We start from the raw sequence: 22,013 nt of genomic DNA on the forward strand, positions 1-22,013 counted from the left end.
TCGAGCCCCCTTGCATGCTCATCCGTCCTTCCAAGGAGTATTGGGAACAGATGAAGACGATCGACGAACTTCTCGCCGAAGGGGTCGCGGGCAAGCGGGTATTCGTCCGCGCCGACCTCAACGTGCCGCTGGACGGCACCACGATCACCGACGACGGCCGCATCCGCGCCGTCCGCCCGACGGTCGCCGAACTCGCCGCTGCCGGTGCGCGGGTCATCGTCGCCTCGCACCTCGGCCGCCCCAAGGGCGCCCCGGACCCGGCGTTCTCGCTGGCCCCCGCCGCCGCCCGCCTCGGCGAGCTGCTCGGCACCGAGGTCGCCTTCGCGACCGACACGGTCGGCGAGTCCGCCCGGGCCACGGTCGCCGCTCTCACCGACGGCCAGGTCGCCGTCATCGAGAACCTCCGCTTCAACGCCGGCGAGACGTCGAAGGACGACGCCGAGCGCGGCGCCTTCGCCGACCGGCTCGCCGAGCTCGCCGACGTGTACGTGGGCGACGGCTTCGGCGCCGTCCACCGCAAGCACGCCTCGGTCTTCGACCTCCCGGCCCGGCTGCCGCACGCGGCGGGCGGTCTGATCGCCACCGAGGTCGGCGTCCTGAAGAAGCTCACCGAGGACGTCGCGCGGCCGTACGCCGTGGTCCTCGGCGGCGCCAAGGTCTCCGACAAGCTCGGGGTCATCGACCACCTGCTGGAGAAGGCCGACCGCATCCTGATCGGCGGCGGCATGGCCTACACCTTCCTCAAGGCCCAGGGCCACGAGGTCGGCACCTCGCTCCTCCAGGAGGACCAGGTCCCCGCGGTCCAGGGCTACCTCAAGCGCGCCGAGGAGCTCGGTGTGGAGTTCGTGCTCCCCGTCGACGTCCTGGTCGCGGGCGAGTTCCCCGACCTGAAGACCAAGGCCCCGGCCAACCCCTCCACGGTCGCCGCCGACGCCATCCCGGCCGACCAGGAGGGCCTGGACATCGGCCCCGCGACCCGCGAGCTGTACGCGTCGAAGCTCGCCGACGCGGCCACCGTCTTCTGGAACGGCCCCATGGGTGTCTTCGAGCACCCCGACTACGCCGAGGGCACCAAGGCGGTCGCCCAGGCCCTCGTCGACTCCCCGGCCTTCAGCGTCGTGGGCGGCGGGGACTCCGCAGCCGCCGTCCGCATCCTCGGCTTCGACGAGAATGCTTTCGGCCACATCTCGACCGGTGGCGGCGCCAGCCTCGAATACCTCGAAGGCAAGACGCTTCCCGGACTCGCCGCACTGGAGGACTGACCCTCAATGACCACCCGCACCCCGCTCATGGCGGGCAACTGGAAGATGAACCTCAACCACCTCGAGGCCATCGCCCACGTCCAGAAGCTCGCCTTCGCCCTGGCCGACAAGGACTACGAGGCCGTCGAGGTCGCCGTCCTGCCGCCCTTCACCGACCTGCGCTCCGTGCAGACGCTGGTCGACGGCGACAAGCTGAAGATCAAGTACGGCGCCCAGGACCTCTCGGCGCAGGACTCCGGCGCGTACACCGGTGAGATCTCCGGCTCGATGCTCGCCAAGCTGAAGTGCACCTTCGTCGCCGTCGGTCACAGCGAGCGACGCCAGTACCACGGCGAGAACGACGAGATCTGCAACGCCAAGGTGAAGGCCGCCTACAAGCACGGCCTGACCCCGATCCTCTGCGTCGGCGAGGGCCTGGACATCCGCAAGGCCGGTGACCAGGTCTCCTACACGCTGGCCCAGCTCGACGGCGCCCTGAAGGACATCCCGGCCGAGCAGGCCGAGTCCATCGTGATCGCCTACGAGCCGGTCTGGGCCATCGGGACCGGCGAGGTCGCCACCCCCGAGGACGCCCAGGAGGTCTGCGGCGCGATCCGCCGCCGGCTCGCCGAGCTGTACTCCCAGGAGCTGGCCGACGCCGTCCGCATCCAGTACGGCGGCTCCGTGAAGTCCGGCAATGTCGGGGCCATCATGGCGCAGCCCGACGTGGACGGTGCCCTGATCGGTGGAGCCGCGCTCGACGCCGACGAGTTCGTCAAGATCGTCCGCTTCCGCGACCAGTAGGATCGTCCGCTTCGGCGACCGGTGAGTATGCGGTTGCGCCGATCCGTCGTACCCTTGCGGGGGCCGAGGGGGGTATACCCTCAGGCCCCCGCTGTTCGTACATGCAGTCCTAGGAATTCCGGAAAGTAGGGACCAGCCGTGGTTTTGGCGTTCGAGATCGCCCTGATCGTCTTCAGCCTGCTGCTGATGCTGCTGGTGCTGATGCACAAGGGAAAGGGCGGCGGCCTCTCCGACATGTTCGGTGGCGGAATGCAGTCCTCCGTGGGCGGCTCCTCGGTCGCCGAGCGCAACCTCGACCGCATCACCGTCGTGGTCGGTCTGGCCTGGTTCGCGTGCATTGTCGTCCTCGCTCTGCTCATCAAGCTGGACAGCTGACCCGTCGTCCGCGAATCCCGGTGAGGGTGTAACTCCTTTCACTGGACGCGCGTTGGGCCTTACGTAGACTGGGGCATCTTCGAGCACCATCACGCAGGGAGTTACGACCGTGGCAAGTGGCAACGCGATCCGGGGAAGCCGGGTCGGAGCGGGGCCGATGGGGGAGGCCGAGCGGGGCGAGTCCGCGCCGCGCCTCCGCATCTCCTTCTGGTGCTCGAACGGGCACGAGACGCAGCCGAGCTTCGCCCATGACGCGCAGGTACCGGAGACCTGGGACTGCCCGCGCTGCGGTTTCCCGGCCGGCCAGGATCAGGACAATCCGCCCGACCCACCGCGCACCGAGCCGTACAAGACGCACCTCGCGTACGTGCGCGAGCGGCGCAGCGACGCGGACGGCGAAGCCATCCTCGCCGAAGCCCTCGCGAAACTCCGCGGCGAAATCTGACAGCAGTTCACCGGCCGGTCACCTCTCGGGTGCCCGGCCGGAATGCGTTTGTCGCCTCCGGCCCCTGCCATTGCTCCGCCGCACCCTCCAGATCAATTAGGTTGGAGGGGCAGCGGGGAAGGTTGCAGGTACGAGAAGAAGTGGGCGATTTCCGGGATGAACGCACAAAGCCGAACCAAGCTCAATCAGACTCCGGAGTGGGCGGCTCTCGGCAAGCACCGTGAGGAGTTCGGCGACACCCATCTGCGCGGGCTGTTCGCGGACGCGCCGGACCGAGGGACGGCGTACACCCTGAGGGTCGGTGACCTCCACATCGACTACTCCAAGCACCTCGTCACCGACGAGACGCTGCGTCTGCTGCGGGACCTCGCCGGCGCCACGGGCGTGGCCGAGCTGCGGGACGCCATGTTCCGGGGCGAGAAGATCAACACCACCGAGGACCGTGCCGTCCTGCACACCGCGCTCCGCGCCCCGCGCGACGCGGTGATCGAGGTCGACGGCGAGAACGTGGTGCCGGCCGTGCACGCCGTCCTCGACAGGATGGCCGCCTTCGCGGACCGCGTCAGGGCCGGGGAGTGGACCGGCCACACGGGCAAGCCGGTCAAGAACATCGTGAACATCGGCATCGGCGGCTCCGACCTCGGGCCCGCCATGGCCTACGAGGTGCTGCGCTCCTTCACGGACCGCTCGCTCACGGTCCGCTTCGTGTCCAACGTCGACGGCGCCGACCTCCACGAGGCCGTTCGCGACCTCGACCCGGCCGAGACGCTGTTCATCGTCGCGTCCAAGACCTTCACGACGATCGAGACCATCACCAACGCCACCTCCGCGCGCGACTGGCTCCTCACCGGGCTGAGGGCCGGTCAGGAGGCCGTCGCCAAGCACTTCGTGGCGCTCTCGACCAACGCCGGGAAGGTCACGGACTTCGGCATCGACACGGCCAACATGTTCGAGTTCTGGGACTGGGTCGGCGGCCGTTACTCCTACGACTCGGCGATCGGCCTCTCGCTGATGATCGCCATCGGGCCCGAGCGCTTCCGCGAGATGCTCGACGGCTTCCACCTCGTCGACGAGCACTTCCGCACCGCGCCCGCCGAGGAGAACGCCCCGCTGTTGCTGGGCCTCCTGGGCGTCTGGTACGGCCACTTCTTCGACGCCCAGTCGCACGCCGTGCTGCCCTACAGCCACTATCTGTCCAAGTTCACGGCGTACTTGCAGCAGCTGGACATGGAGTCCAACGGCAAGTCCGTGGACCGGGACGGCAATCCGGTCGAGTGGCAGACCGGACCGGTCGTCTGGGGCACCCCCGGCACCAACGGACAGCACGCCTACTACCAGCTGATCCACCAGGGCACGAAGGTCATCCCGGCCGACTTCATCGGCTTCGCCGCGCCGGTCCAGGACCTGCTGCCCGGGCTGATCGCCCAGCACGACCTGCTGATGGCCAACTTCTTCGCCCAGACCCAGGCGCTCGCCTTCGGCAAGACGCCCGACGAGGTCCGCGCGGAGGGCGTGCCCGAGGAGCTGGTGCCGCACAAGACGTTCCGCGGCAACCACCCGACGACCACGATCCTCGCGGAGCGGCTCACTCCGTCGGTGCTCGGCCAGCTGATCGCGCTGTACGAGCACAAGGTCTTCGTCCAGGGCGCCGTGTGGAACATCGACTCCTTCGACCAGTGGGGTGTCGAGCTCGGCAAGGTCCTCGCCAAGAAGATCGAGCCGGTTCTCACCCAGGGCACGGGCGGCGAGCAGCTCGACAGCTCCACCGCCGCGCTCGTATCGGCGTACCGCTCGCTGCGCGGCCGCTGAGCGATGACCGAGGGGGAGGGGACCGTGCGGCTGAGGCCGCCGCGCAACGCGCCCGCGAGCCGGGCGGCCGGCTGGTGGCGGGCCCAGTGGCTGCTGCTGACGGCGGCGCCGGTGGCGGTGCTGGGGCTCCTCGGGGCGCTGATCGCGCCCGCCAGGTTCTGGCTGCTGGCCTCGGCCGCCGCGGTCGCGGCCGTCGGCCTGCTGTGCGCCGTCCTCTTCCCCCTCTGGTGGCTGCGCACCCACCGCTGGGAGGTCACCGACGAGGCGGTCTACGTCAGCACCGGGGTCTTCCTGCGGGAGTGGCGGATCGCTCCGATGTCCCGCATCCAGACCGTGGACACGGTGCGGGGCCCGCTGGAGCAGCTCTTCGGGCTGGCCACGGTCACCGTCACCACCGCGTCCGCCAAGGGCGCCGTACGGATCGAGGGGCTGACCCACGACACGGCCGCCGGGCTCGCCGAGCGGCTGACCCGCATCACGCAGGGCACCCCCGGGGACGCCACGTGAGCACCGCCGCCGACAGCGGCCCCGACTGGCGGCGGCTCCACCCGCGCACGGTCCTGGTCACCGCGGTGGTCACGGCGGGGGTCGCGGTGGGTGCCGCCGTACCGGTCACGGTCGCGCTGGCGGGACCCGTCGGCTACGCGCGGGCCATCGGCCTGGTGCTGGCCGGGACGGTCCTCCTGACCGGCTGCGCCGCCGCCGGGGACTACATACGGTGGCGGCGCACCCGCTACCGGGTCGGCGCCGAGCGCGTGGACCTGCACACGGGGCTCCTCCTCGTGAAGCGCCGCTCGCTGGCCCGGGAGCGCATCCGCAGCGTCGATCTCACCGCCCACCTCCTGCTGCGGCTCCTGGGGCTCGTCTCCGTCCGCATCGGCACCGGGGAGCACACGGGCGGGGACTCCACCCTGGAGCTCGACCCCGTCACCCGCGAGGAGGGCGAGCGGCTGCGCCGTGAACTCCTGGACCGCGGTGCCCAGGACGCCCCCGGGACGCACCGGGAGGGCGAGCTCGCCACGCTCGACCCCCGCTGGATCCGCTACGCACCCGTCTCCTTCGTCGCGCCCATGCTCGGGGGAGCGGCGGCCGGCGGTGTGATGCAGGTCAGCGACTGGGTCGGCGCCCAGGGCGAGGTCATCGACTGGTTCGCCGACCGGTTCCGGGACACCCCGCCGCTCTGGACGGTCGTCATCCTCGCCGCGGCAGCCCTGGCGGCCGGTGTCGTCGGCGCGCTCGGGCTCTGGGTCGAGATGTGGTGGAACTACCGCCTGGAGCGCGAACAGGGCGGCACCCTGCGGGTGCGGCGCGGGCTGTTCACCGCGCGATCCCTGTCCGTCGAGGAACGGCGGCTGCGCGGGGTGGACCTGGTGGAGCCGCTGGGCGTACGCCTCGTGGGCGCGGCCCGGGTGGACGCCATCGCCACCGGCCTGTCCCAGGACGAGGAGTCGCGGAGCGCCGACCAGGAGACGCTGCTGCCCGCCGTGCCCCGCGCCCTGGCCGGCACGATCGCCGCCGAGGTCCTGCGTGAGCCCGTGAGCCCGACCGGCGCCCCGCTCACGCCCCACCCCCGCGCCGCCCGCGGCCGACGGCTGCGCAGGGCCCTGGTCACGGCCCTCGCGCCCGTCCTGGTGCAGGCCGTGCTGGGCGTGCTGCTGACCCCCGTACTCCTGTGGACCGCGCTCGGCTGCGCGGTGGTGTCCGTGCCCCTCGCGGTGCTGCTCGGCCTCGACGCGTACCGGAATCTGGGGCACACGCTCAGCGGCGGCTACCTGGTCACCCGCTCCGGGACCCTCCGGCGGTCCACCGCGGCCCTCCAGCGGGCGGGCGTGATCGGCTGGACGGTGCGCCAGTCCTTCTTCCAGCGGCGGGCGGGGCTGCTGAGTGTCACCGCCACCACGGCCGCCGGAGGCGGTGCCTACACGGCGCACGACACCGACGCCTCCGAGGGCCTCGCCTTCGCCGCCGAAGCGGTCCCAGGGCTGCTGGAGCCGTTCCTGGAGCGGGACTGAGCGGAGGGGCGCGCGTACGCCCGCCGCGCGCGAGCCCGTGTCCCGCCCCCGAGCCCGCGAACCGTACGGCAAGGGCCCGGTGCCGCTCCTGGGAGGAGCGGCACCGGGCCCTTCGTTCTCGCCGTACGGGCTACGCCGAAGCAGGCGGATACAGCGCGCGCGGCAGCCCGGACGCCGCAGCGGCGTCCAGCAGCCACAGCGTGCGGCTGCGGCCGTAGGCCCCGGCCGCCGGTGCCTGGATCTCCCCGGCACCGGAGAGGGAGATCTCCGCCGCCTCCGCCTTGTCCTCACCCGCGGCCAGCAGCCACACCTCGCGCGCCGCACGGATGGCGGGCAGCGTGAGCGTGACCCGGGTGGGAGGCGGCTTGGGGGCGCCGTGCACACCGACGACGGTGCGCTCGGTCTCCCGCACCGCGGGCAGCTCCGGGAAGAGCGACGCGACATGCGTGTCCGGGCCCACGCCCAGCATCAGCACGTCGAACGTCGGCACGGGCCCGTGGTCCTCCGGGCCCGCGGCGGCCGCCAGTTCGGCGGCGTACCCCGCCGCCGCGGCATCCGCGTCCCCGCCGTACGGCCCGTCCGAGGCCGGCATCGCGTGGACCCGGGACGGGTCCAGCTCCACCTTGTCCAGCAGGGCCTCGCGGGCCTGCGTGACATTGCGCTCCGGATCGCCCTCGGGCAGGAACCGCTCGTCGCCCCACCACAGGTCGAGCCGCGACCAGTCGATCGCGTCCCGCGCGGGCGACTCGGCGAGCGCGGCCAGCAGGCCGTTGCCGTTGCGCCCGCCGGTCAGCACCACCGAGGCGGAACCGCGGGCGGCCTGGGCGTCCACGATCTTCGTGATCAGCCGGGCCGCCGCGGCCTGTGCCATCAGCTCCTTGTCGCGGTGCACGACGAGCTGCGGAGCACTCACTTCGACGCCGCCTTCTTGGCCGCCGCCTTCTTCGCGGCGGGTGCCGCGGCTCCCGCCGGTTCCGGGCGCTTCTGCCCGGAACCCACGGACGAGGGCTCCGTCGGACCGCCGAGGCGCTCCACGCCGAACTTCACCGTGGCCTCGTAGATGTTGTCCGGGTCCAGACGGCGCAGCTCCTCCGCGAGGAGCTCGGCGGTCTCCCGCCGCTTCAGCGCGACCGCGCGGTCGGGCTGACCGGCCATGCAGAGCGTGGCCAGCGAGCCGTCGGGACGGTCGAGGACGATCGTGCCGCTCTTGCTCTCCATCCGGACGGCCGTCAGACCGGGGCCGTTGGACAGGATGCGCTCCACCGGCACCCCGAGCCGGTCCGCCAGCCACATGGCCAGCAGTTCACAGCTCGGGTTGTCGGACTCGCCCTCGACCGTCGCCGAGACGACCTGCGCGGGCTGCTGGTCGAGCGCCGCCGCCAGCATCGAGCGCCACGGCGTGATGCGCGTCCAGGCCAGGTCGGTGTCGCCCGGCCGGTACGTCGCCGCGCGCACCGCCAGCTCGTCGAGCGGGTGCTCGGCGGAGTAGGTGTCGGTGATGCGGCGCTGCGCCAGTGCGCCCAGCGGGTCCTTGGCCGGGTCCGCGGGGGCGTCCTCGGGCCACCACACCACGACCGGGGCGTCCGGCAGCAGCAGCGGCAGGACGACCGACTGGGCGTGGTTGGCCAGCTCGCCGTGCAGACGCAGCACGACCGTCTCGCCCGAGCCCGCGTCGGAACCGACCCGGATCTCGGCGTCGAGCCGTGCGTCGCGCTTGGCGCGCGGCGACTTGCTGACCCGCTTGATCACCGCGATGATCCGCGACGGGTGCTCGCGGGACGAGTCGCTCGCCGCGCGGAGCGCGTCGTAGGCGTTCTCCTCGTCGGTGACGATGACGAGGGTGAGCACCATGCCGATCGCCGGCGTGCCGATGGAGCGGCGCGCCGAGATCAGGGCCTGGTTGATCTTGCTGGACGTGGTTTCCGTGAGATCGATCTTCATGGCCGGCGCCAGCTCCGTCCGTCGCGTGCGAGCATCTCGTCGGCCTCGGCGGGACCCCAGGTGCCTGCCGCGTACTGGGCGGGCTTGCCGTGCTTGTCCCAGTACTCCTCGATCGGGTCGAGGATGTTCCAGGAGAGCTCGACCTCCTGGTGGCGCGGGAAGAGGTTGGCGTCGCCGAGCAGGACGTCGAGGATGAGCCGCTCGTACGCCTCGGGGCTGGACTCGGTGAAGGACTCGCCGTAGGCGAAGTCCATCGTGACGTCCCGTACCTCCATGGAGGTACCGGGCACCTTCGAGCCGAACCGGACCGTGACGCCCTCGTCGGGCTGCACCCGGATGACCAGGGCGTTGCCGCCGAGCTCCTCCGTCGCGCCGGACTCGAAGGGCAGGTACGGGGCGCGCTTGAAGACGACCGCGATCTCGGTGACACGGCGGCCGAGGCGCTTGCCGGTACGGAGGTAGAACGGCACGCCCGCCCAGCGGCGGTTGTTGATCGTCAGCTTGATCGCGGCGAAGGTGTCGGTCTTCGACTTGGGGTCGATACCGTCCTCCTCCAGATAGCCGAGCGCTTCCTCGCCGCCCTGCCAGGCGTGGGCGTACTGCCCGCGCACCGTGTGCTTGCCCAGGTCCTCGGGCAGCTCCACCGCCGTCAGCACCTTGAGCTTCTCGGCCACCAGGGCCTTCGGGTGGAAGGAGCCGGGCTCCTCCATCGCCGTCAGCGCCAGCAGCTGGAGCAGGTGGTTCTGGATGACGTCACGGGCCGCGCCGATGCCGTCGTAGTAACCGGCCCGGCCGCCGATGCCGATGTCCTCGGCCATCGTGATCTGGACGTGGTCGACGTACGACCTGTTCCAGATCGGCTCCCACATCGTGTTGGCGAACCGCAGCGCCAGGATGTTCTGGACGGTTTCCTTGCCGAGGTAGTGGTCGATACGGAAGACCTCGTTCGGCGGGAAGACGTCGTGCACGAGCTGGTTCAGCTCCTGCGCGCTCTCCAGGTCGTGGCCGAACGGCTTCTCGATGACGGCCCGGCGCCAGGTGCCTTCCTTCTGGTCGGCCAGCCCGTGCTTCTTGAGCTGCTGGACGACCTTGGGGAAGAACTTCGGCGGCACCGACAGGTAGAAGGCGAAGTTGCCGCCGGTCCCCTGTGCCTTGTCGAGCTCCTCGATCGTGGCCTTGAGGGTCTCGAAGGCGTCGTCGTCGTCGAAGTTGCCCTGGACGAAACGCATGCCCTGGCTGAGCTGCTGCCAGACCTCCTCGCGGAAGGGGGTGCGGGCATGCTCCTTGACGGCGTCGTGCACGACCTGGGCGAAGTCCTCGTCCTCCCAGTCGCGGCGCGCGAAACCGATGAGCGAGAAGCCCGGCGGCAGCAGGCCGCGATTGGCCAGGTCGTAGACGGCGGGCATCAGCTTTTTACGGGACAAATCGCCCGTGACGCCAAAGATCACCAGGCCCGACGGCCCCGCGATACGCGGGAGCCGTCGGTCCTGAGCGTCACGGAGCGGGTTGGCTCCGGGAACACCAGACAAGGTGGTCAGCCCTCCGAAGGAGCGAGGCGCTTGAGCTCCGCCTCGGTGGAGTTGAGCAGGTCGATCCAGGCGGCCTCGAACTTCTCGACGCCCTCGTCCTCCAGCAGCTGGACGACGTCGTCGTAGCTGACCCCGAGCTGCTTGATCGCGTCGAGGTCGGCACGAGCCTGGTCGTAACGGCCGGCAACGGTGTTGCCGGTGATCTCACCATGGTCGGCCACGGCGTCCAGCGTCGCCTCCGGCATGGTGTTGACCGTGTTCGGCGCGACGAGCTCGTCGACGTAGAGGGTGTCCTTGAGGGACGGGTCCTTCACGCCGGTGGAGGCCCACAGCGGACGCTGCTTGTTGGCCTGCGCCTTGTCCAGGGCGGCCCAGCGGTCACCCGCGAAGACCTCCTCGTACGCCTCGTACGCCAGACGGGCGTTGGCCAGGGCGGACTTGCCCTTGGCGGCCTTGGCCTCGTCGCTGCCGATCGCGTCCAGGCGCTTGTCGATCTCGGTGTCCACGCGGGACACGAAGAAGGAGGCCACCGAGTGGATCTTGGAGAGGTCCAGGCCCGCGGCCTTCGCCTTCTCCAGGCCCGCCAGGTAGGCGTCCATGACCTCGCGGTAGCGCTCCAGCGAGAAGATCAGCGTGACGTTGACGCTGATGCCCTTGCCGATGACCTCGGTGATCGCCGGGAGGCCGGCCTTGGTCGCCGGGATCTTGATGAGCGTGTTCGGCCGGTCCACCAGCCAGGCCAGCTGCTTGGCCTCGGCGATCGTGGCCTCGGTGTGGTGCGCCAGGCGCGGGTCGACCTCGATGGAGACCCGGCCGTCCTGGCCGTCGGTCGCGTCGAAGACCGGACGCAGGATGTCGGCGGCGTCACGGACGTCCGCCGTCGTGATCATGCGGATGGCCTCGTCGACCGTGACCTTGCGGGTGGCGAGGTCCGTGAGCTGCTGGTCGTAACCGTGGCCCTGGGAGATCGCCTTCTGGAAGATCGACGGGTTGGTCGTGACACCCACCACGTGGCTCTGGTCGATCAGTTCGGCGAGGTTGCCGGAGGTGATCCGCGAGCGGGACAGGTCGTCGAGCCAGATCGCCACGCCCTCGTCGGAGAGGCGCTTGAGTGCGTCTGTCATGAGAAATGCATCTCCTACTAGTCGTATATCCGCGTCAGCGCGCGGCGGAGGCGAGAGATTCCCGGGCGGCTTCCGCCACGTGCGCGGCGGTGAAGCCGAACTCGCGGAAGAGGACCTTGGCGTCGGCGGACGCACCGAAGTGCTCCAGCGAGACGATCCGGCCCGCGTCGCCCACGTACCGGTACCAGGTCAGGCCGATGCCCGCCTCGACGGCGACCCTGGCCTTCACGGACGGCGGCAGCACGCTGTCCTTGTACGCCTGGTCCTGCTCCTCGAACCACTCGACACACGGCATGGAGACCACACGGGTCGGCACACCGGCCGCCTGGAGCTCGTCACGGGCCTCGACGGCCAGCTGGACCTCGGAACCGGTGGCGATCAGAACGGCCTGCGCCTCGCCGCCCTCGGCGTCGAAGAGCACGTAACCGCCCTTGGCCGCGTCCTCGTTGGCCGCGTAGGTGGGCAGGCCCTGGCGGGACAGCGCCAGACCGTGCGGGGCGCTCCTGCCGTAGTCCTTCTTGCCGCGCTTGAGGATCTCGCGCCAGGCGATGGCCGTCTCGTTGGCGTCGGCCGGGCGCACGACGTTGAGGCCCGGGATGGCGCGCAGCGAGGCCAGGTGCTCGACCGGCTGGTGCGTCGGGCCGTCCTCGCCGAGGCCGATCGAGTCGTGCGTCCAGACGTACGTCACCGGCAGGTGCATCAGGGCCGACAGCCGGACGGCGTTGCGCATGTAGTCGGAGAACACCAGGAAGGTGCCGCCGTAGATGCGGGTGTTGCCGTGCAGGGCGATGCCGTTCATGGCCGCGGCCATGGAGTGCTCGCGGATGCCGAAGTGGATCGTCCGGCCGTACGGGTCGGCCTCCGGCAGCGGGTTCCCGGCCGGGAGGAACGACGACGTCTTGTCGATCGTGGTGTTGTTCGAGCCCGCCAGGTCGGCGGAGCCGCCCCACAGCTCGGGGATGATGCCGCCGAGCGCCTGGAGCACCTTGCCGGAGGCGGCGCGGGTCGCGACACCGTGACCGGCCTCGAAGACGGGGAGGTGGTCCTCCCAGCCCGCGGGGAGCTCGCCGGCGGCGATGCGGTCGAAGTCGGCGGCGCGCTCCGGGTTGGCGGTGCGCCACGCGGCGAAGGACTTCTCCCACTCGGCCTTGGCCTCGCGGCCGCGGTCCAGCGCCTCGCGGGTGTGCGCGATGACCTCGTCGGAGACCTCGAAGGTCTTCTCCGGGTCGAAGCCGAGCACCCGCTTGGTGGCCGCGATCTCGTCGTCGCCGAGCGCCGAGCCGTGCGCGGCCTCGGTGTTCTGGGCGTTCGGGGCGGGCCAGGCGATGATCGAGCGGGCCGCGATGAACGACGGGCGCTCCGTCTCGGCCTTGGCGGCCTGCAGCGCGCGGTAGAGACCCTCGGGGTCCAGGTCGCCGCTGGGCAGCTGGTCCACGCGCTGGACGTGCCAGCCGTAGGACTCGTAACGCTTCAGGGTGTCCTCGGAGACCGCGGTCTCCGTGTCGCCCTCGATCGAGATGTGGTTGTCGTCCCACAGCAGCACCAGGTTGCCGAGCTTCTGGTGGCCGGCCAGCGAGGACGCCTCCGCGGAGATGCCCTCCTGGAGGCAGCCGTCACCGGCGATGACCCAGATGGTGTGGTCGAAGGGCGAGGTGCCGGGGGCCGCCTGCGGGTCGAAGAGACCGCGCTCGTAGCGGGACGCCATCGCCATGCCCACGGCGTTGGCGACACCCTGGCCCAGCGGGCCGGTCGTCGTCTCGACGCCCGTGGTGTGGCCGTACTCCGGGTGGCCCGGGGTCTTGGAGCCCCAGGTGCGGAACGCCTTGAGGTCGTCCAGCTCCAGGCCGTATCCGGCGAGGTAGAGCTGGATGTACAGCGTCAGGCTGGAGTGGCCCGCCGAGAGTACGAACCGGTCGCGGCCGGTCCAGTCCGCGTCCGCCGGGTCGTGGCGCATCACCTTCTGGAAGATGGTGTACGCGGCAGGAGCCAGGCTCATCGCCGTACCCGGGTGGCCGTTTCCGACCTTCTGTACGGCGTCCGCGGCGAGGACGCGGACGGTGTCCACGGCCCGCTGGTCCAATTCGGTCCACTGGAGGTCTGTGGTGGTCGGCTTGGTGCTCACCCTGAGTCAGGGCTCCTCTCCACTGTTCGTAAACCGGTGACTGGTTACCGCACCGGGCATTGTCGAGCCTACCCCCGACGGAAGGCCCTACTTCTGCCCTTTCCACAGTGCGGGCGACCTGCGGAGTTCGCCTCCCGTATGAGCGCTCCCGTTCACTTCTGCGCCACCCCAACACGACCCCACCCCCGCGAAGGGCGGCGTATGCCCAACGTCTACAGTGGTCTGGTTCGCGCAAGTCTTTACCGGGCCTTCAGGCCCGGAGCTTGCTGGGATTTCTCTGTCAGGGGTGTGCGTGACGGCCGTCGAGTCCCGACCCGCAGGGGTCGCCTTGACTCCGAGCCCAGTGGGCCATCGCCCGTTCGGGGCCCGCATCAAGGCATTCGTGGCTCTTACCAAGCCGCGCATCATCGAGCTGCTGCTCATCACCACCGTTCCGGTGATGTTCCTGGCGGCTCAGGGCGTGCCCGATCTTTGGCTCGTGGTCACTACCACCATCGGCGGATATCTCTCCGCGGGCGGTGCCAATGCGCTCAACATGTATATCGACCGCGACATCGACGCGCTGATGGACCGTACGTCGCAGCGCCCGCTGGTCACCGGCATGGTGAGCCCCAGAGAGTGCCTCGCCTTCGGAATCGCCCTCGCGGTGATTTCCACGGTGTTCTTCGGACTGCTCGTCAACTGGCTCTCCGCCGCGCTCTCACTCGGCGCACTTCTGTTCTACGTCGTGGTCTACACGATGCTTCTGAAGCGCCGCACCTCGCAGAACATCGTCTGGGGCGGAATCGCCGGCTGCATGCCCGTGCTCATCGGCTGGTCCGCCGTGACCAATTCGATGAGCTGGGCCGCGGTCATTCTTTTCGCCGTGATCTTCTTCTGGACGCCGCCGCACTACTGGCCGCTGTCGATGAAGGTCAAGGACGACTACGCCCGGGTCGGCGTCCCGATGCTCCCGGTCGTCGCCTCCAACCGGGTGGTGGCCCGCCAGATCGTCGTCTACAGCTGGGTGATGGTCGGCGTCTCGCTGCTCCTGACCCCGCTGGGCTACACCGGCTGGTTCTACACGGCCGTGGCCCTGCTGACCGGCGGCTTCTGGCTCTGGGAGGCGCACGGCCTGCAGAACAGGGCGAAGGCCGGCGTCACCGGCGCCAAGCTCAAGGAGATGCGGCTGTTCCACTGGTCCATCACCTATGTCTCGCTCCTCTTCGTCGCCGTCGCGGTGGACCCCTTCCTGAGGTAGTCCCGCACGCACCGGAGATCCGCCGACGGGCGGGGACGTGGCCCATGCCACGCCCCCGCCCGTCGCCGGTTGCTCTACCCGTCGGTAGCATCCTGTTCATGGCAGAGACGGCAGAGGCTCAGACCCAGCAGACGGACGACAGCAGGCACGCGGCCCGCGCGGAGCGCAGGGCGGCGAAGCTCGCCAAGCAGATCGGCGCCTTCGCCCAGGCGCACGGCGGTGCCGAGGGGCAGCTCGCCTACATCGGCCGGACGGGCACCCGCATCGTGCTGGTCGGCGAGGACGGCGGCTGGGGCGACCTGGTGGCCCCCTCCTACGCCGTCGCCGAGAGCGCCGCGCGCAAGGCGGGCATCACGATGCACGAGGACTTCGACGGCGAGTTCGCCTCCAAGGTCCGCACCGGCCCGTACGAGTGGTCCCGGATGGCGGGCATCCAGGTCGGCGGCCCGTCCAACGACAAGGGCTGAGCACCGCTCCCGCACGAGAACGGCCTCCGCCGTCACACCCTTCCGGGTGATGATGGCGGAGGCCGTTCTCGTGCGTACGGGTCAGGCCACGGGCGAGGGCGCCGACCGCCGGTCCGTCGCCGGGGCGGGGACGGCGACCTCGCCGGCCGGACGCTCGCGCAGGGACAGCAGGAGGCGGAGCACTGCGATCCACATCAGGGACGAGCCGAGCATGTGGAGGCCGACCAGGATCTCCGGTACGTCGTTGAAGTACTGGACGTATCCGATGCCGCCCTGAGCCAGGAGCACGATCAGCAGGTCCCTGGCGCGGGCCCGGGTGTCGAGCGGGGCGTCCACGACGCGCAGGGCGAACCACATCGCGACGGCCAGGGCGCAGACGACCCAGGCGGCGATCGCGTGGACATGGGCGGCGGCGCTCCAGTCCCACGGCATGCGCGGTACGTCGCTGCTGTCGCCCGCGTGCTTGCCGGAGCCGGTCACGGTGGTGCCGAGGGCGATCAGGACGACCGTGGTGCCCACGATCGCCCAGGCCAGCCTGCGCACCGGGAGAGGGGCGCGCGGGCGCGGCGTGCCGTCGCCCTCGCCGATCCGCACCCAGGTGAGGACGGCCACGGTCAGCAGACCGTTGGCGAGCAGGAAGTGCCCGGCCACCGACCAGGGGTTCAGGCCGGCCCAGACCGTGATCCCGCCGATGACGGCGTTCCCCATCACGATCCAGAACTGCGCCCAGGCGATCCGGGTCAGGCCGCGCCTGCGGGGCTTCAGCGAGCGCGACGCGATGATAGCCCAGCCGACCGCGGCCGACAGGACGTACGTGAGCATCCGGTTGCCGAACTCGATGGCCCCGTGCAGGCCCTGTTCCGGCGTGGCGAAGAGGCTGTCGTCGGTGCACTTGGGCCAGGTGTCGCAGCCCAGGCCCGAACCGGTCAGCCGGACCGCACCGCCGGTGACGATGATGAAAACGCTCATCACGACCGCGGAGAGCGCGGCACGCTTGGCCGTCCTCATCGACGGTGTCCAGCGCTTGGCGATGTAGGAGAGGGGGGTTTCCACGCGCACCATCGTAGGCAACGGCTTGTGCAAGTTTTCACGAGGGGTGTGCGATTACGGATGAGCCGGGACATCGGCGGTGTTCCGCCGTCTCCCGGCCGCTCCCGCGCCCGCTGCGCCGCTCACGGGGACGCTCACTCCCAGCGGAAGAAGCGCGCGGCCGCTCCGAGCCCCAGCACCGCCCAGACCGCGAGGATCGCCGCGTCGCCCCAGGGCATCGCGGAGCCGTGCTGGAGGACGTCCCTGAGGCCGTCGGAGAGCGCCGAGATCGGGAGCAGGCCGAGGACCGACTGCGCCGCGTCCGGGAACTTGTCCAGCGGCACGATCACCCCGCCGCCGACCAGCAGCAGCAGGAAGACCAGATTGGCCGCCGCTAGGGTCGCCTCGGCCTTCAGCGTCCCCGCCATCAGCAGCCCGAGCCCGGAGAAGGCCACGGTGCCCAGCACCAGGAGCAGCAGCACGGCGAACGGATTGCCCTCGGGCGACCAGCCCAGCGCGAAGGCGATCACCGTCAGCAGGACGATCTGGAGCACCTCGGTGACCAGCACCGAGAGGGTCTTCGCCGCCATCAGGCCCCAGCGCGGCAGCGGCGACGCACCCAGCCGCTTCAGGACCCCGTAACGCCGTTCGAAGCCCGTCGCGATGGCCTGGCCGGTGAAGGCGGTGGACATCACCGCGAGCGCGAGGATCCCGGGAGCCAGGAAGTCGACCGGCTCGCCCGCGCCCGTGTCGACGATGTCGACCGCGCTGAACAGCACGAGCAGCAGCGTCGGGATGACCACCGTCAGCAGCAGCTGCTCGCCGTTGCGCAGGAGCATCCGCGTCTCCAGCGCGGCCTGCGCGGCGATCATGCGGGGCAGCGGGGCGGCGCCCGGCCGGGGGGTGTACGTACCGGCGCTCATGCGCGCAGCTCCTTGCCGGTCAGTTCGAGGAAGACGTCCTCGAGGGTGTGCCGCTCCACCGCGATGCCGTCGGGCATCACGCCGTGCTGGGCGCACCAGGAGGTGACGGTCGCCAGCAGTTCCGGGTCGATCTGCCCGGTGATCCGGTACGCCCCGCTGGTGAGTTCGGCCGCCTCGCTGCCGTCGGGCAGCGCCTTCAGCAGCGAGCCCAGGTCCAGCCCGGGGCGTCCGGTGAAGCGCAGGGTGTTCTCGGCGCCACCGCGGCAGAGCTGCTCCGGGCTCCCCTGGGCGATGACCCGGCCCGCGTCGATGACGGCGACGTCGTCGGCGAGCTCCTCGGCCTCGTCCATGAAGTGGGTGGTGAGCACGACGGACACGCCGTCGCCGCGCAGCTCCCTGATCAGGTCCCAGGTGGAGCGGCGGGCCTGCGGGTCGAGTCCCGCCGTCGGCTCGTCCAGGAAGACGAGCTCGGGCCGGCCGACGACTGCCATGGCCAGGGCGAGGCGCTGCTGCTGGCCGCCGGAGAGCCGGCGGTAGGTGGTACGGCCGCAGCTGCCGAGGCCGAGGCGTTCGACGAGCCCTCCGACGTCCAGCGGATGGGCGTGCAGCCTGGCCATGTGGCGGAGCATCTCGTCGGCGCGGGCGCCGGAGTAGACGCCGCCGGACTGGAGCATCACGCCGATACGGGGGCGGAGCTCGGCGGCGTCGGCGACGGGGTCGAGGCCGAGGACGCGTACGGTCCCGGCGTCCGGGCGGCGGTAGCCCTCGCAGGTCTCGATCGTGGTGGTCTTGCCCGCACCGTTGGGGCCGAGGACCGCGGTCACGGCGCCTGCCGCGACCTTCAGATCGAGGCCGTTCACCGCCGTCTTGTTGCCGTACCGCTTGACAAGGCCCCTGGCCTGTACGACGGGCTCGCTGCTCATGGCGGGCAATTCTAGGCGGGGGAGCGCGGGCGTCCCGCAGGAGGGCACCCTCCCCGGCGGCCGGCCCCGGGTGGGGGCGGGCCGGTTCCGGCCATTCCTCTTACGTGACGAGGGTGACGGCAGGGTTTCCCCGGCATCACGGCGCTTTGTCGAGTTCACGCCACGTGCGCGAACCGTCGTCCGACAGGGCGTGTGCCCCATGCATATATCCGGCCACCCGTGCCCCTCCAGCCCCGGGGCCCTCTTCCGCCGCACCGATCGGCGCTCCACCATCTCTCGCGGCCCGGTCCGCCGCCACACCACGCGGCGCGCACCGTGTCACGCACCCGCGCTTCCTCCGCTCCAACCGAGAGAAGGAGAACAGCTCGTGGCTGGACGTCTCACCCGGGTCAGACCCCTGGCCCTGCTCATGGCGGCGCTGACCGCCCTCCCGCTGGCCCTGTCAGCGACCCCCGCCTCCGCGCAGCCCGACCCCGGCGGCCCCACCCTCTTCCAGCAGAAGACGCGGCCCGCCGTCGTCGACGCGCTGGAGGAGAAGGGCGAGGCGACGGTCTGGATCAACCTCGGTTCCCAGGCCGACACCACCGCGGCACGCGAGGCGCCGGGGAAGGACGACAAGGCACGGAAGCTGTACGCGGCCAAGACCGCGTACGCCGAGAAGTCGCAGAAGGGCCTCCGTGAGCTCCTCGCCAGGGCCGACGTCTCCTACGAGACGTTCTGGATCAGCAACACGATCAAGGCCACCGGAGTCACCCAGGACCTCGCCGAGGCGATCGCCGCCCGCTCCGAGGTCGAGTCGATCGAGGCCGACGAGCCGATCGAGCTCCCCGATCCCCTGCCCGGCGAGGACGAGCCGGGCACCGACGCCGTCGAGTGGAACATCGACCGGATCAACGCGCCCGAGGTCTGGAGCGACCTGGGGGTCAGGGGCGAGGGCGTCGTCGTCGCCAACATCGACTCCGGCGTGCAGTACGACCACCCGGCGCTCAGGGCCGCCTACCGCGGAACCAACGCGGACGGGACGTACACCCACGACTACAACTGGTTCGACCCCGCCTCCATCTGCGCCGGAGGCACCCCCTGCGACAACAACGGCCACGGGACCCACACCATGGGCACCATGGCCGGAGCCGACGGCATCGGCGTGGCCCCCGGAGTGAAGTGGATCGCCGCCAAGGGCTGCGCGACCAGCTCCTGCGCGCGGGACACCCTGCTCGCCTCGGGCCAGTGGGTCGTCGCCCCCACCGACTCCGCCGGAGCGAACCCGCGCCCCGACCTGGCACCCGACGTGGTGAACAACTCCTGGGGCGCCAACGTCTACGACGCCTGGTACCGGGAGACCGTCCAGTCGTGGCGGGACGCCGGCATCTTCCCGGCCTTCTCCAACGGCAACAACGGCCCCAGCTGCAGCACCTCGGGCAGCCCCGGCTCGTACACGAACTCCTACTCCTCCGGCGCGTTCGACAGCGACAACGCCATCGCCTCCTTCTCCGCCAGAGGGACTGGGGAGAACGCCGAGATCAAGCCCGACCTCGCCGCGCCGGGCGTCAACGTGCGCTCCGCCTGGGCGGGCGGTGGCTACAACACGATCTCCGGTACGTCGATGGCCTCGCCGCACACCGCGGCGACCGTCGCCCTGATGTGGTCCGCCGCGCCCGCCGTCGCCGGTGACGTCGCCGCCACCGAGGCGCTGCTCGACTCCACCGCCATCGACACCGCCGCCGACCAGTGCGGAGGCACCCCCGCCCGCAACAACGTCTTCGGCGAGGGCCGGCTCGACGCCTTCGCGGCCGTCTCCGCCACCCCGCGCGGACCGCTCGGCTCCGTCAGCGGCACGGTCACCTCGCAGGGCGCCGCGGTGCCCGACGCCGTCGTCACCTTCGACGGACCGATGCGCGCCACCGCGTCCACCGGAGCGGACGGCACCTACGCCCTGCCCAAGGTGATGACCGGGGACTACACCGTCTCCGTCGCCAAATTCGGCTACGTCACCGCCAAGGGCGCGGTCACCGTCGTCGAGGGCGGCTCCGCCGTCCGGGACTTCCCGCTGGACGCGGCCCCGAGCGCGACCCTGTCCGGCAAGGTCACCAGCTCGGCGGGGGGCGAGGCGGGCGCCACCGTCGTGGCCCGGGGCACCCCCGTCACCACGACGACGGGGGACGGCGGGTCCTACAGCCTGACCCTTCCGCAGGGGACGTACGACCTGTCCGTGACCCCGGCGGGCGCCTGCGCGTCCGCGCGCTCGGTGACGGTCGAGATCACCGCCGACCTCACCCAGGACATCACGCTCGCCGATCGCACCGACACCTTCGGCTACTCCTGCGCCGTCGAGGCCCCGGCCGACTTCCCGGCCGGCACGGAGAAGCTGACCTACACGTCCACCACATCCGGCACGGCCTCCTTCGACCTGCCGTTCGCCTTCCCGCTGTACGGGAAGAGCTACACCAAGGCGTCCGCCACGCTGGAGGGCGTCCTGGCCTTCGGTACCGCCTCCACCAGCAGCGCCAACGCCACGCTGCCCACCACGGGCACACCCAACGGAGCGCTCTACCCGCTGTGGGACAACATGACCGTCGACGCCTCCGCGGGTGTCTACCACGCGGTCACCGGCACCGCGCCGAACCGCAGGGCCGTCGTCGAATGGCGGGACGCGCTGGTCGTCGCGGAGGGGGAGCGCGCCACCTTCTCCGCCGTGATCGGTGAGGACGGCTCCGTCTCGTACCACTACAGGACGGTGCCCGGCAGCGGGGTGTCCGCGACCGTGGGCCTGGAGAACGCCACGGGCACCGACGCGCTGCTGTACTCGTACAACCGCGCGCAGATCACCGACGGAACCGTCCTGTCCTTCGGCACCCGGTCCAGGGGTGTCGTGTCGGGCAGGGTGGTCGACCGCAACGACGGGAAGCCGCTGGCCGGCGCCACCGTCACGGTCGGTTCCGAGACCGCGACCACGGCGGACAACGGCACGTACGCCTTCCAGCCGGCGGCGGGGGAGCACCCGCTGGAGGTCTCCGCGGGCCGCTACGCCACGGCCACGGCCAAGGTCGACGCGAGGACGGACGCCGTGGCCTACACCGAGACGGCGCTCAGCACCCCGCTGGTCGCGCCCGTCCAGGACCGCGTCGAGGTGATCGCCCCGGCCGGGCAGTCCCGCGAACGGACCCTGGACCTCACCAACACCGGCACGGCCTCTCCGTACACGGTCACCGAGAAGACGGACGCCGCCTGGCTGGAGCTGTCCTCCGCCGAGGGCACGCTCGACGGGGGCGACGGGGCTTCGGTCCCGTTGGCCTTCGACACCACGGGCGCCACACCCGGCACGGTGCTCACGGCGACCCTGCTGCTCACCAGCGAGAGCGGACGCGCGCCGGTGGTGGAGATCCCGGTGAGCGTGGTCGTGCCGGCGTACCGGACGGCGCTGGACACCGGCGGCACGAAGAGTTCCGTCGACGCACTCGGCGACACCTGGACGTCCGACCCGGCCTACACGGCGGGTGCCTACGGCTACCTCGGCAGCGCGAGCAGGGTCAGCACGTCCAAGGTCATCGCGGGCACCGCCGACCAGGGGCGCTACGCGACGGCCCGCCAGGGCATGTACGAGTACCGGTTCGACGGGCTGCCCTCCGGCACCTACCGGATCGAGCTGGGCTTCGCCGAGCTCAAGTCCGCCGATCCGACCGACCGGGTCTTCGACGTGATGGCCGAGGGGGTCCAGGTGGTGCCCAACCTCGACCTGGCCCTGGAGGCGGGCAGCTACACCGCGCACGACAGGACGGTGACCGTCACGGTCACCGACGGCCAGCTGAACCTCCGGTTCGTGGCCAACGAGGGAAAGACGCTCGTGAACTCGATCAGGGTCACCGAGCGGCCCGACCTCGCGGCGGGCTGACACGCCCGGCGCGGCGCACGGCGGGCCCCCCGGCGGATCGTCCGCCGGGGGGCCCGCCCCGTCGCGGGCGGGCTCCGGCGATCAGGGCCCCACCTGCGGGAGACGGTCGTTGATCGACATTTCCGCAGGTCAACTTAGGT

At 71.0% G+C, this 22,013-nt stretch carries 18 protein-coding genes; 10 read left to right on the plus strand and 8 right to left on the minus strand.

Features of this window, described 5'->3' with window-relative positions; all coding sequences use genetic code 11:
* Nucleotides 1–50 precede the first annotated feature (50 nt).
* The 7 genes from AMK10_RS12930 (at nucleotide 51) to AMK10_RS12960 (ending at nucleotide 6,686) form a co-directional block, all read left to right on the plus strand.
* The gene (locus tag AMK10_RS12930) at nucleotides 51–1,262 is read left to right on the plus strand and encodes a phosphoglycerate kinase (RefSeq protein ID WP_073747818.1); all 1,212 of its coding nucleotides are present in this window, start codon (nucleotides 51–53) and stop codon (nucleotides 1,260–1,262) included.
* 6 nt (nucleotides 1,263–1,268) lie between these two features.
* The gene (gene tpiA / locus AMK10_RS12935; protein ID WP_073747819.1) at nucleotides 1,269–2,045 is read left to right on the plus strand and encodes a triose-phosphate isomerase; all 777 of its coding nucleotides are present in this window, start codon (nucleotides 1,269–1,271) and stop codon (nucleotides 2,043–2,045) included.
* Between the two features lie 138 nt (nucleotides 2,046–2,183).
* Nucleotides 2,184–2,420 (plus strand): preprotein translocase subunit SecG, encoded by a 237-nt coding sequence (gene secG, locus AMK10_RS12940; protein WP_014156893.1) that lies wholly within the window; start codon nucleotides 2,184–2,186, stop codon nucleotides 2,418–2,420.
* 109 nt (nucleotides 2,421–2,529) lie between these two features.
* Entirely contained in the window at nucleotides 2,530–2,865 is a 336-nt protein-coding gene (locus AMK10_RS12945; RefSeq protein WP_073747820.1) for an RNA polymerase-binding protein RbpA, read from the plus strand.
* Nucleotides 2,866–3,021: 156 nt separating this feature from the next.
* Nucleotides 3,022–4,674 carry a glucose-6-phosphate isomerase gene (gene pgi / locus AMK10_RS12950; protein ID WP_073747821.1) on the plus strand — a complete coding sequence of 551 codons (1,653 nt, stop codon included), beginning with the start codon at nucleotides 3,022–3,024 and terminating at the stop codon, nucleotides 4,672–4,674.
* A gap of 3 nt (nucleotides 4,675–4,677) precedes the next feature.
* Nucleotides 4,678–5,181, plus strand: coding sequence for a PH domain-containing protein (locus AMK10_RS12955; RefSeq protein ID WP_073747822.1), 504 nt, complete (start codon nucleotides 4,678–4,680; stop codon nucleotides 5,179–5,181).
* On the plus strand, nucleotides 5,178–6,686 hold the full coding sequence (locus AMK10_RS12960) for a PH domain-containing protein (protein ID WP_073747823.1): 1,509 nt from the start codon (nucleotides 5,178–5,180) through the stop codon (nucleotides 6,684–6,686). Before AMK10_RS12955 ends, AMK10_RS12960 begins: the two co-directional genes overlap by 4 nt.
* A gap of 130 nt (nucleotides 6,687–6,816) precedes the next feature.
* On the opposite strand, the gene pgl is transcribed toward AMK10_RS12960, so the two are convergent.
* The 5 genes from pgl to tkt are packed head-to-tail and all read right to left on the minus strand — an operon-like array spanning nucleotide 6,817 to nucleotide 13,402.
* A complete protein-coding gene (pgl, locus tag AMK10_RS12965) occupies nucleotides 6,817–7,599 on the minus strand; it encodes a 6-phosphogluconolactonase (RefSeq protein ID WP_073747824.1) in 783 nt (260 codons plus the stop codon).
* A complete protein-coding gene (gene opcA / locus AMK10_RS12970; RefSeq protein WP_073747825.1) occupies nucleotides 7,596–8,627 on the minus strand; it encodes a glucose-6-phosphate dehydrogenase assembly protein OpcA in 1,032 nt (343 codons plus the stop codon). The genes pgl and opcA overlap by 4 nt, the downstream gene beginning before the upstream one ends.
* Nucleotides 8,624–10,156 carry a glucose-6-phosphate dehydrogenase gene (zwf, locus tag AMK10_RS12975; RefSeq protein ID WP_073747826.1) on the minus strand — a complete coding sequence of 511 codons (1,533 nt, stop codon included), beginning with the start codon at nucleotides 10,154–10,156 and terminating at the stop codon, nucleotides 8,624–8,626. Before zwf ends, opcA begins: the two co-directional genes overlap by 4 nt.
* Before the next feature lie 5 nt (nucleotides 10,157–10,161).
* Complete coding sequence (gene tal, locus AMK10_RS12980; protein ID WP_073747827.1) at nucleotides 10,162–11,280, minus strand: transaldolase; 1,119 nt, start codon at nucleotides 11,278–11,280, stop codon at nucleotides 10,162–10,164.
* 34 nt (nucleotides 11,281–11,314) lie between these two features.
* Nucleotides 11,315–13,402, minus strand: coding sequence for a transketolase (gene tkt, locus AMK10_RS12985; RefSeq protein ID WP_073747828.1), 2,088 nt, complete (start codon nucleotides 13,400–13,402; stop codon nucleotides 11,315–11,317).
* A gap of 286 nt (nucleotides 13,403–13,688) precedes the next feature.
* On the opposite strand from tkt, the gene AMK10_RS12990 reads away from it, so the two are divergent.
* Entirely contained in the window at nucleotides 13,689–14,642 is a 954-nt protein-coding gene (locus AMK10_RS12990; RefSeq protein WP_073747829.1) for a heme o synthase, read from the plus strand.
* Nucleotides 14,643–14,740: 98 nt separating this feature from the next.
* Nucleotides 14,741–15,109 (plus strand): hypothetical protein, encoded by a 369-nt coding sequence (locus tag AMK10_RS12995; RefSeq protein ID WP_073747830.1) that lies wholly within the window; start codon nucleotides 14,741–14,743, stop codon nucleotides 15,107–15,109.
* A gap of 81 nt (nucleotides 15,110–15,190) precedes the next feature.
* Here AMK10_RS12995 and AMK10_RS13000 read toward each other — a convergent pair whose 3' ends face one another.
* The 3 genes from AMK10_RS13000 to AMK10_RS13010 all read right to left on the minus strand — a co-directional run bounded on the left by AMK10_RS13000 (nucleotide 15,191) and on the right by AMK10_RS13010 (nucleotide 17,984).
* Complete coding sequence (locus tag AMK10_RS13000) at nucleotides 15,191–16,171, minus strand: COX15/CtaA family protein (protein ID WP_073747831.1); 981 nt, start codon at nucleotides 16,169–16,171, stop codon at nucleotides 15,191–15,193.
* Nucleotides 16,172–16,293: 122 nt separating this feature from the next.
* A complete protein-coding gene (locus AMK10_RS13005; RefSeq protein WP_073747832.1) occupies nucleotides 16,294–17,061 on the minus strand; it encodes an ABC transporter permease in 768 nt (255 codons plus the stop codon).
* Complete coding sequence (locus AMK10_RS13010) at nucleotides 17,058–17,984, minus strand: ABC transporter ATP-binding protein (RefSeq protein ID WP_073747833.1); 927 nt, start codon at nucleotides 17,982–17,984, stop codon at nucleotides 17,058–17,060. Before AMK10_RS13010 ends, AMK10_RS13005 begins: the two co-directional genes overlap by 4 nt.
* Nucleotides 17,985–18,351: 367 nt before the next feature.
* Here AMK10_RS13010 and AMK10_RS13015 point away from each other — a divergent pair, with 367 nt between their 5' ends.
* Nucleotides 18,352–21,873 (plus strand): S8 family serine peptidase, encoded by a 3,522-nt coding sequence (locus tag AMK10_RS13015; RefSeq protein WP_241839524.1) that lies wholly within the window; start codon nucleotides 18,352–18,354, stop codon nucleotides 21,871–21,873.
* The last annotated feature ends 140 nt before the right edge of the window (nucleotides 21,874–22,013 follow it).

This window comes from Streptomyces sp. CB02058, assembly GCF_001905505.1.
Taxonomy (GTDB): domain Bacteria; phylum Actinomycetota; class Actinomycetes; order Streptomycetales; family Streptomycetaceae; genus Streptomyces.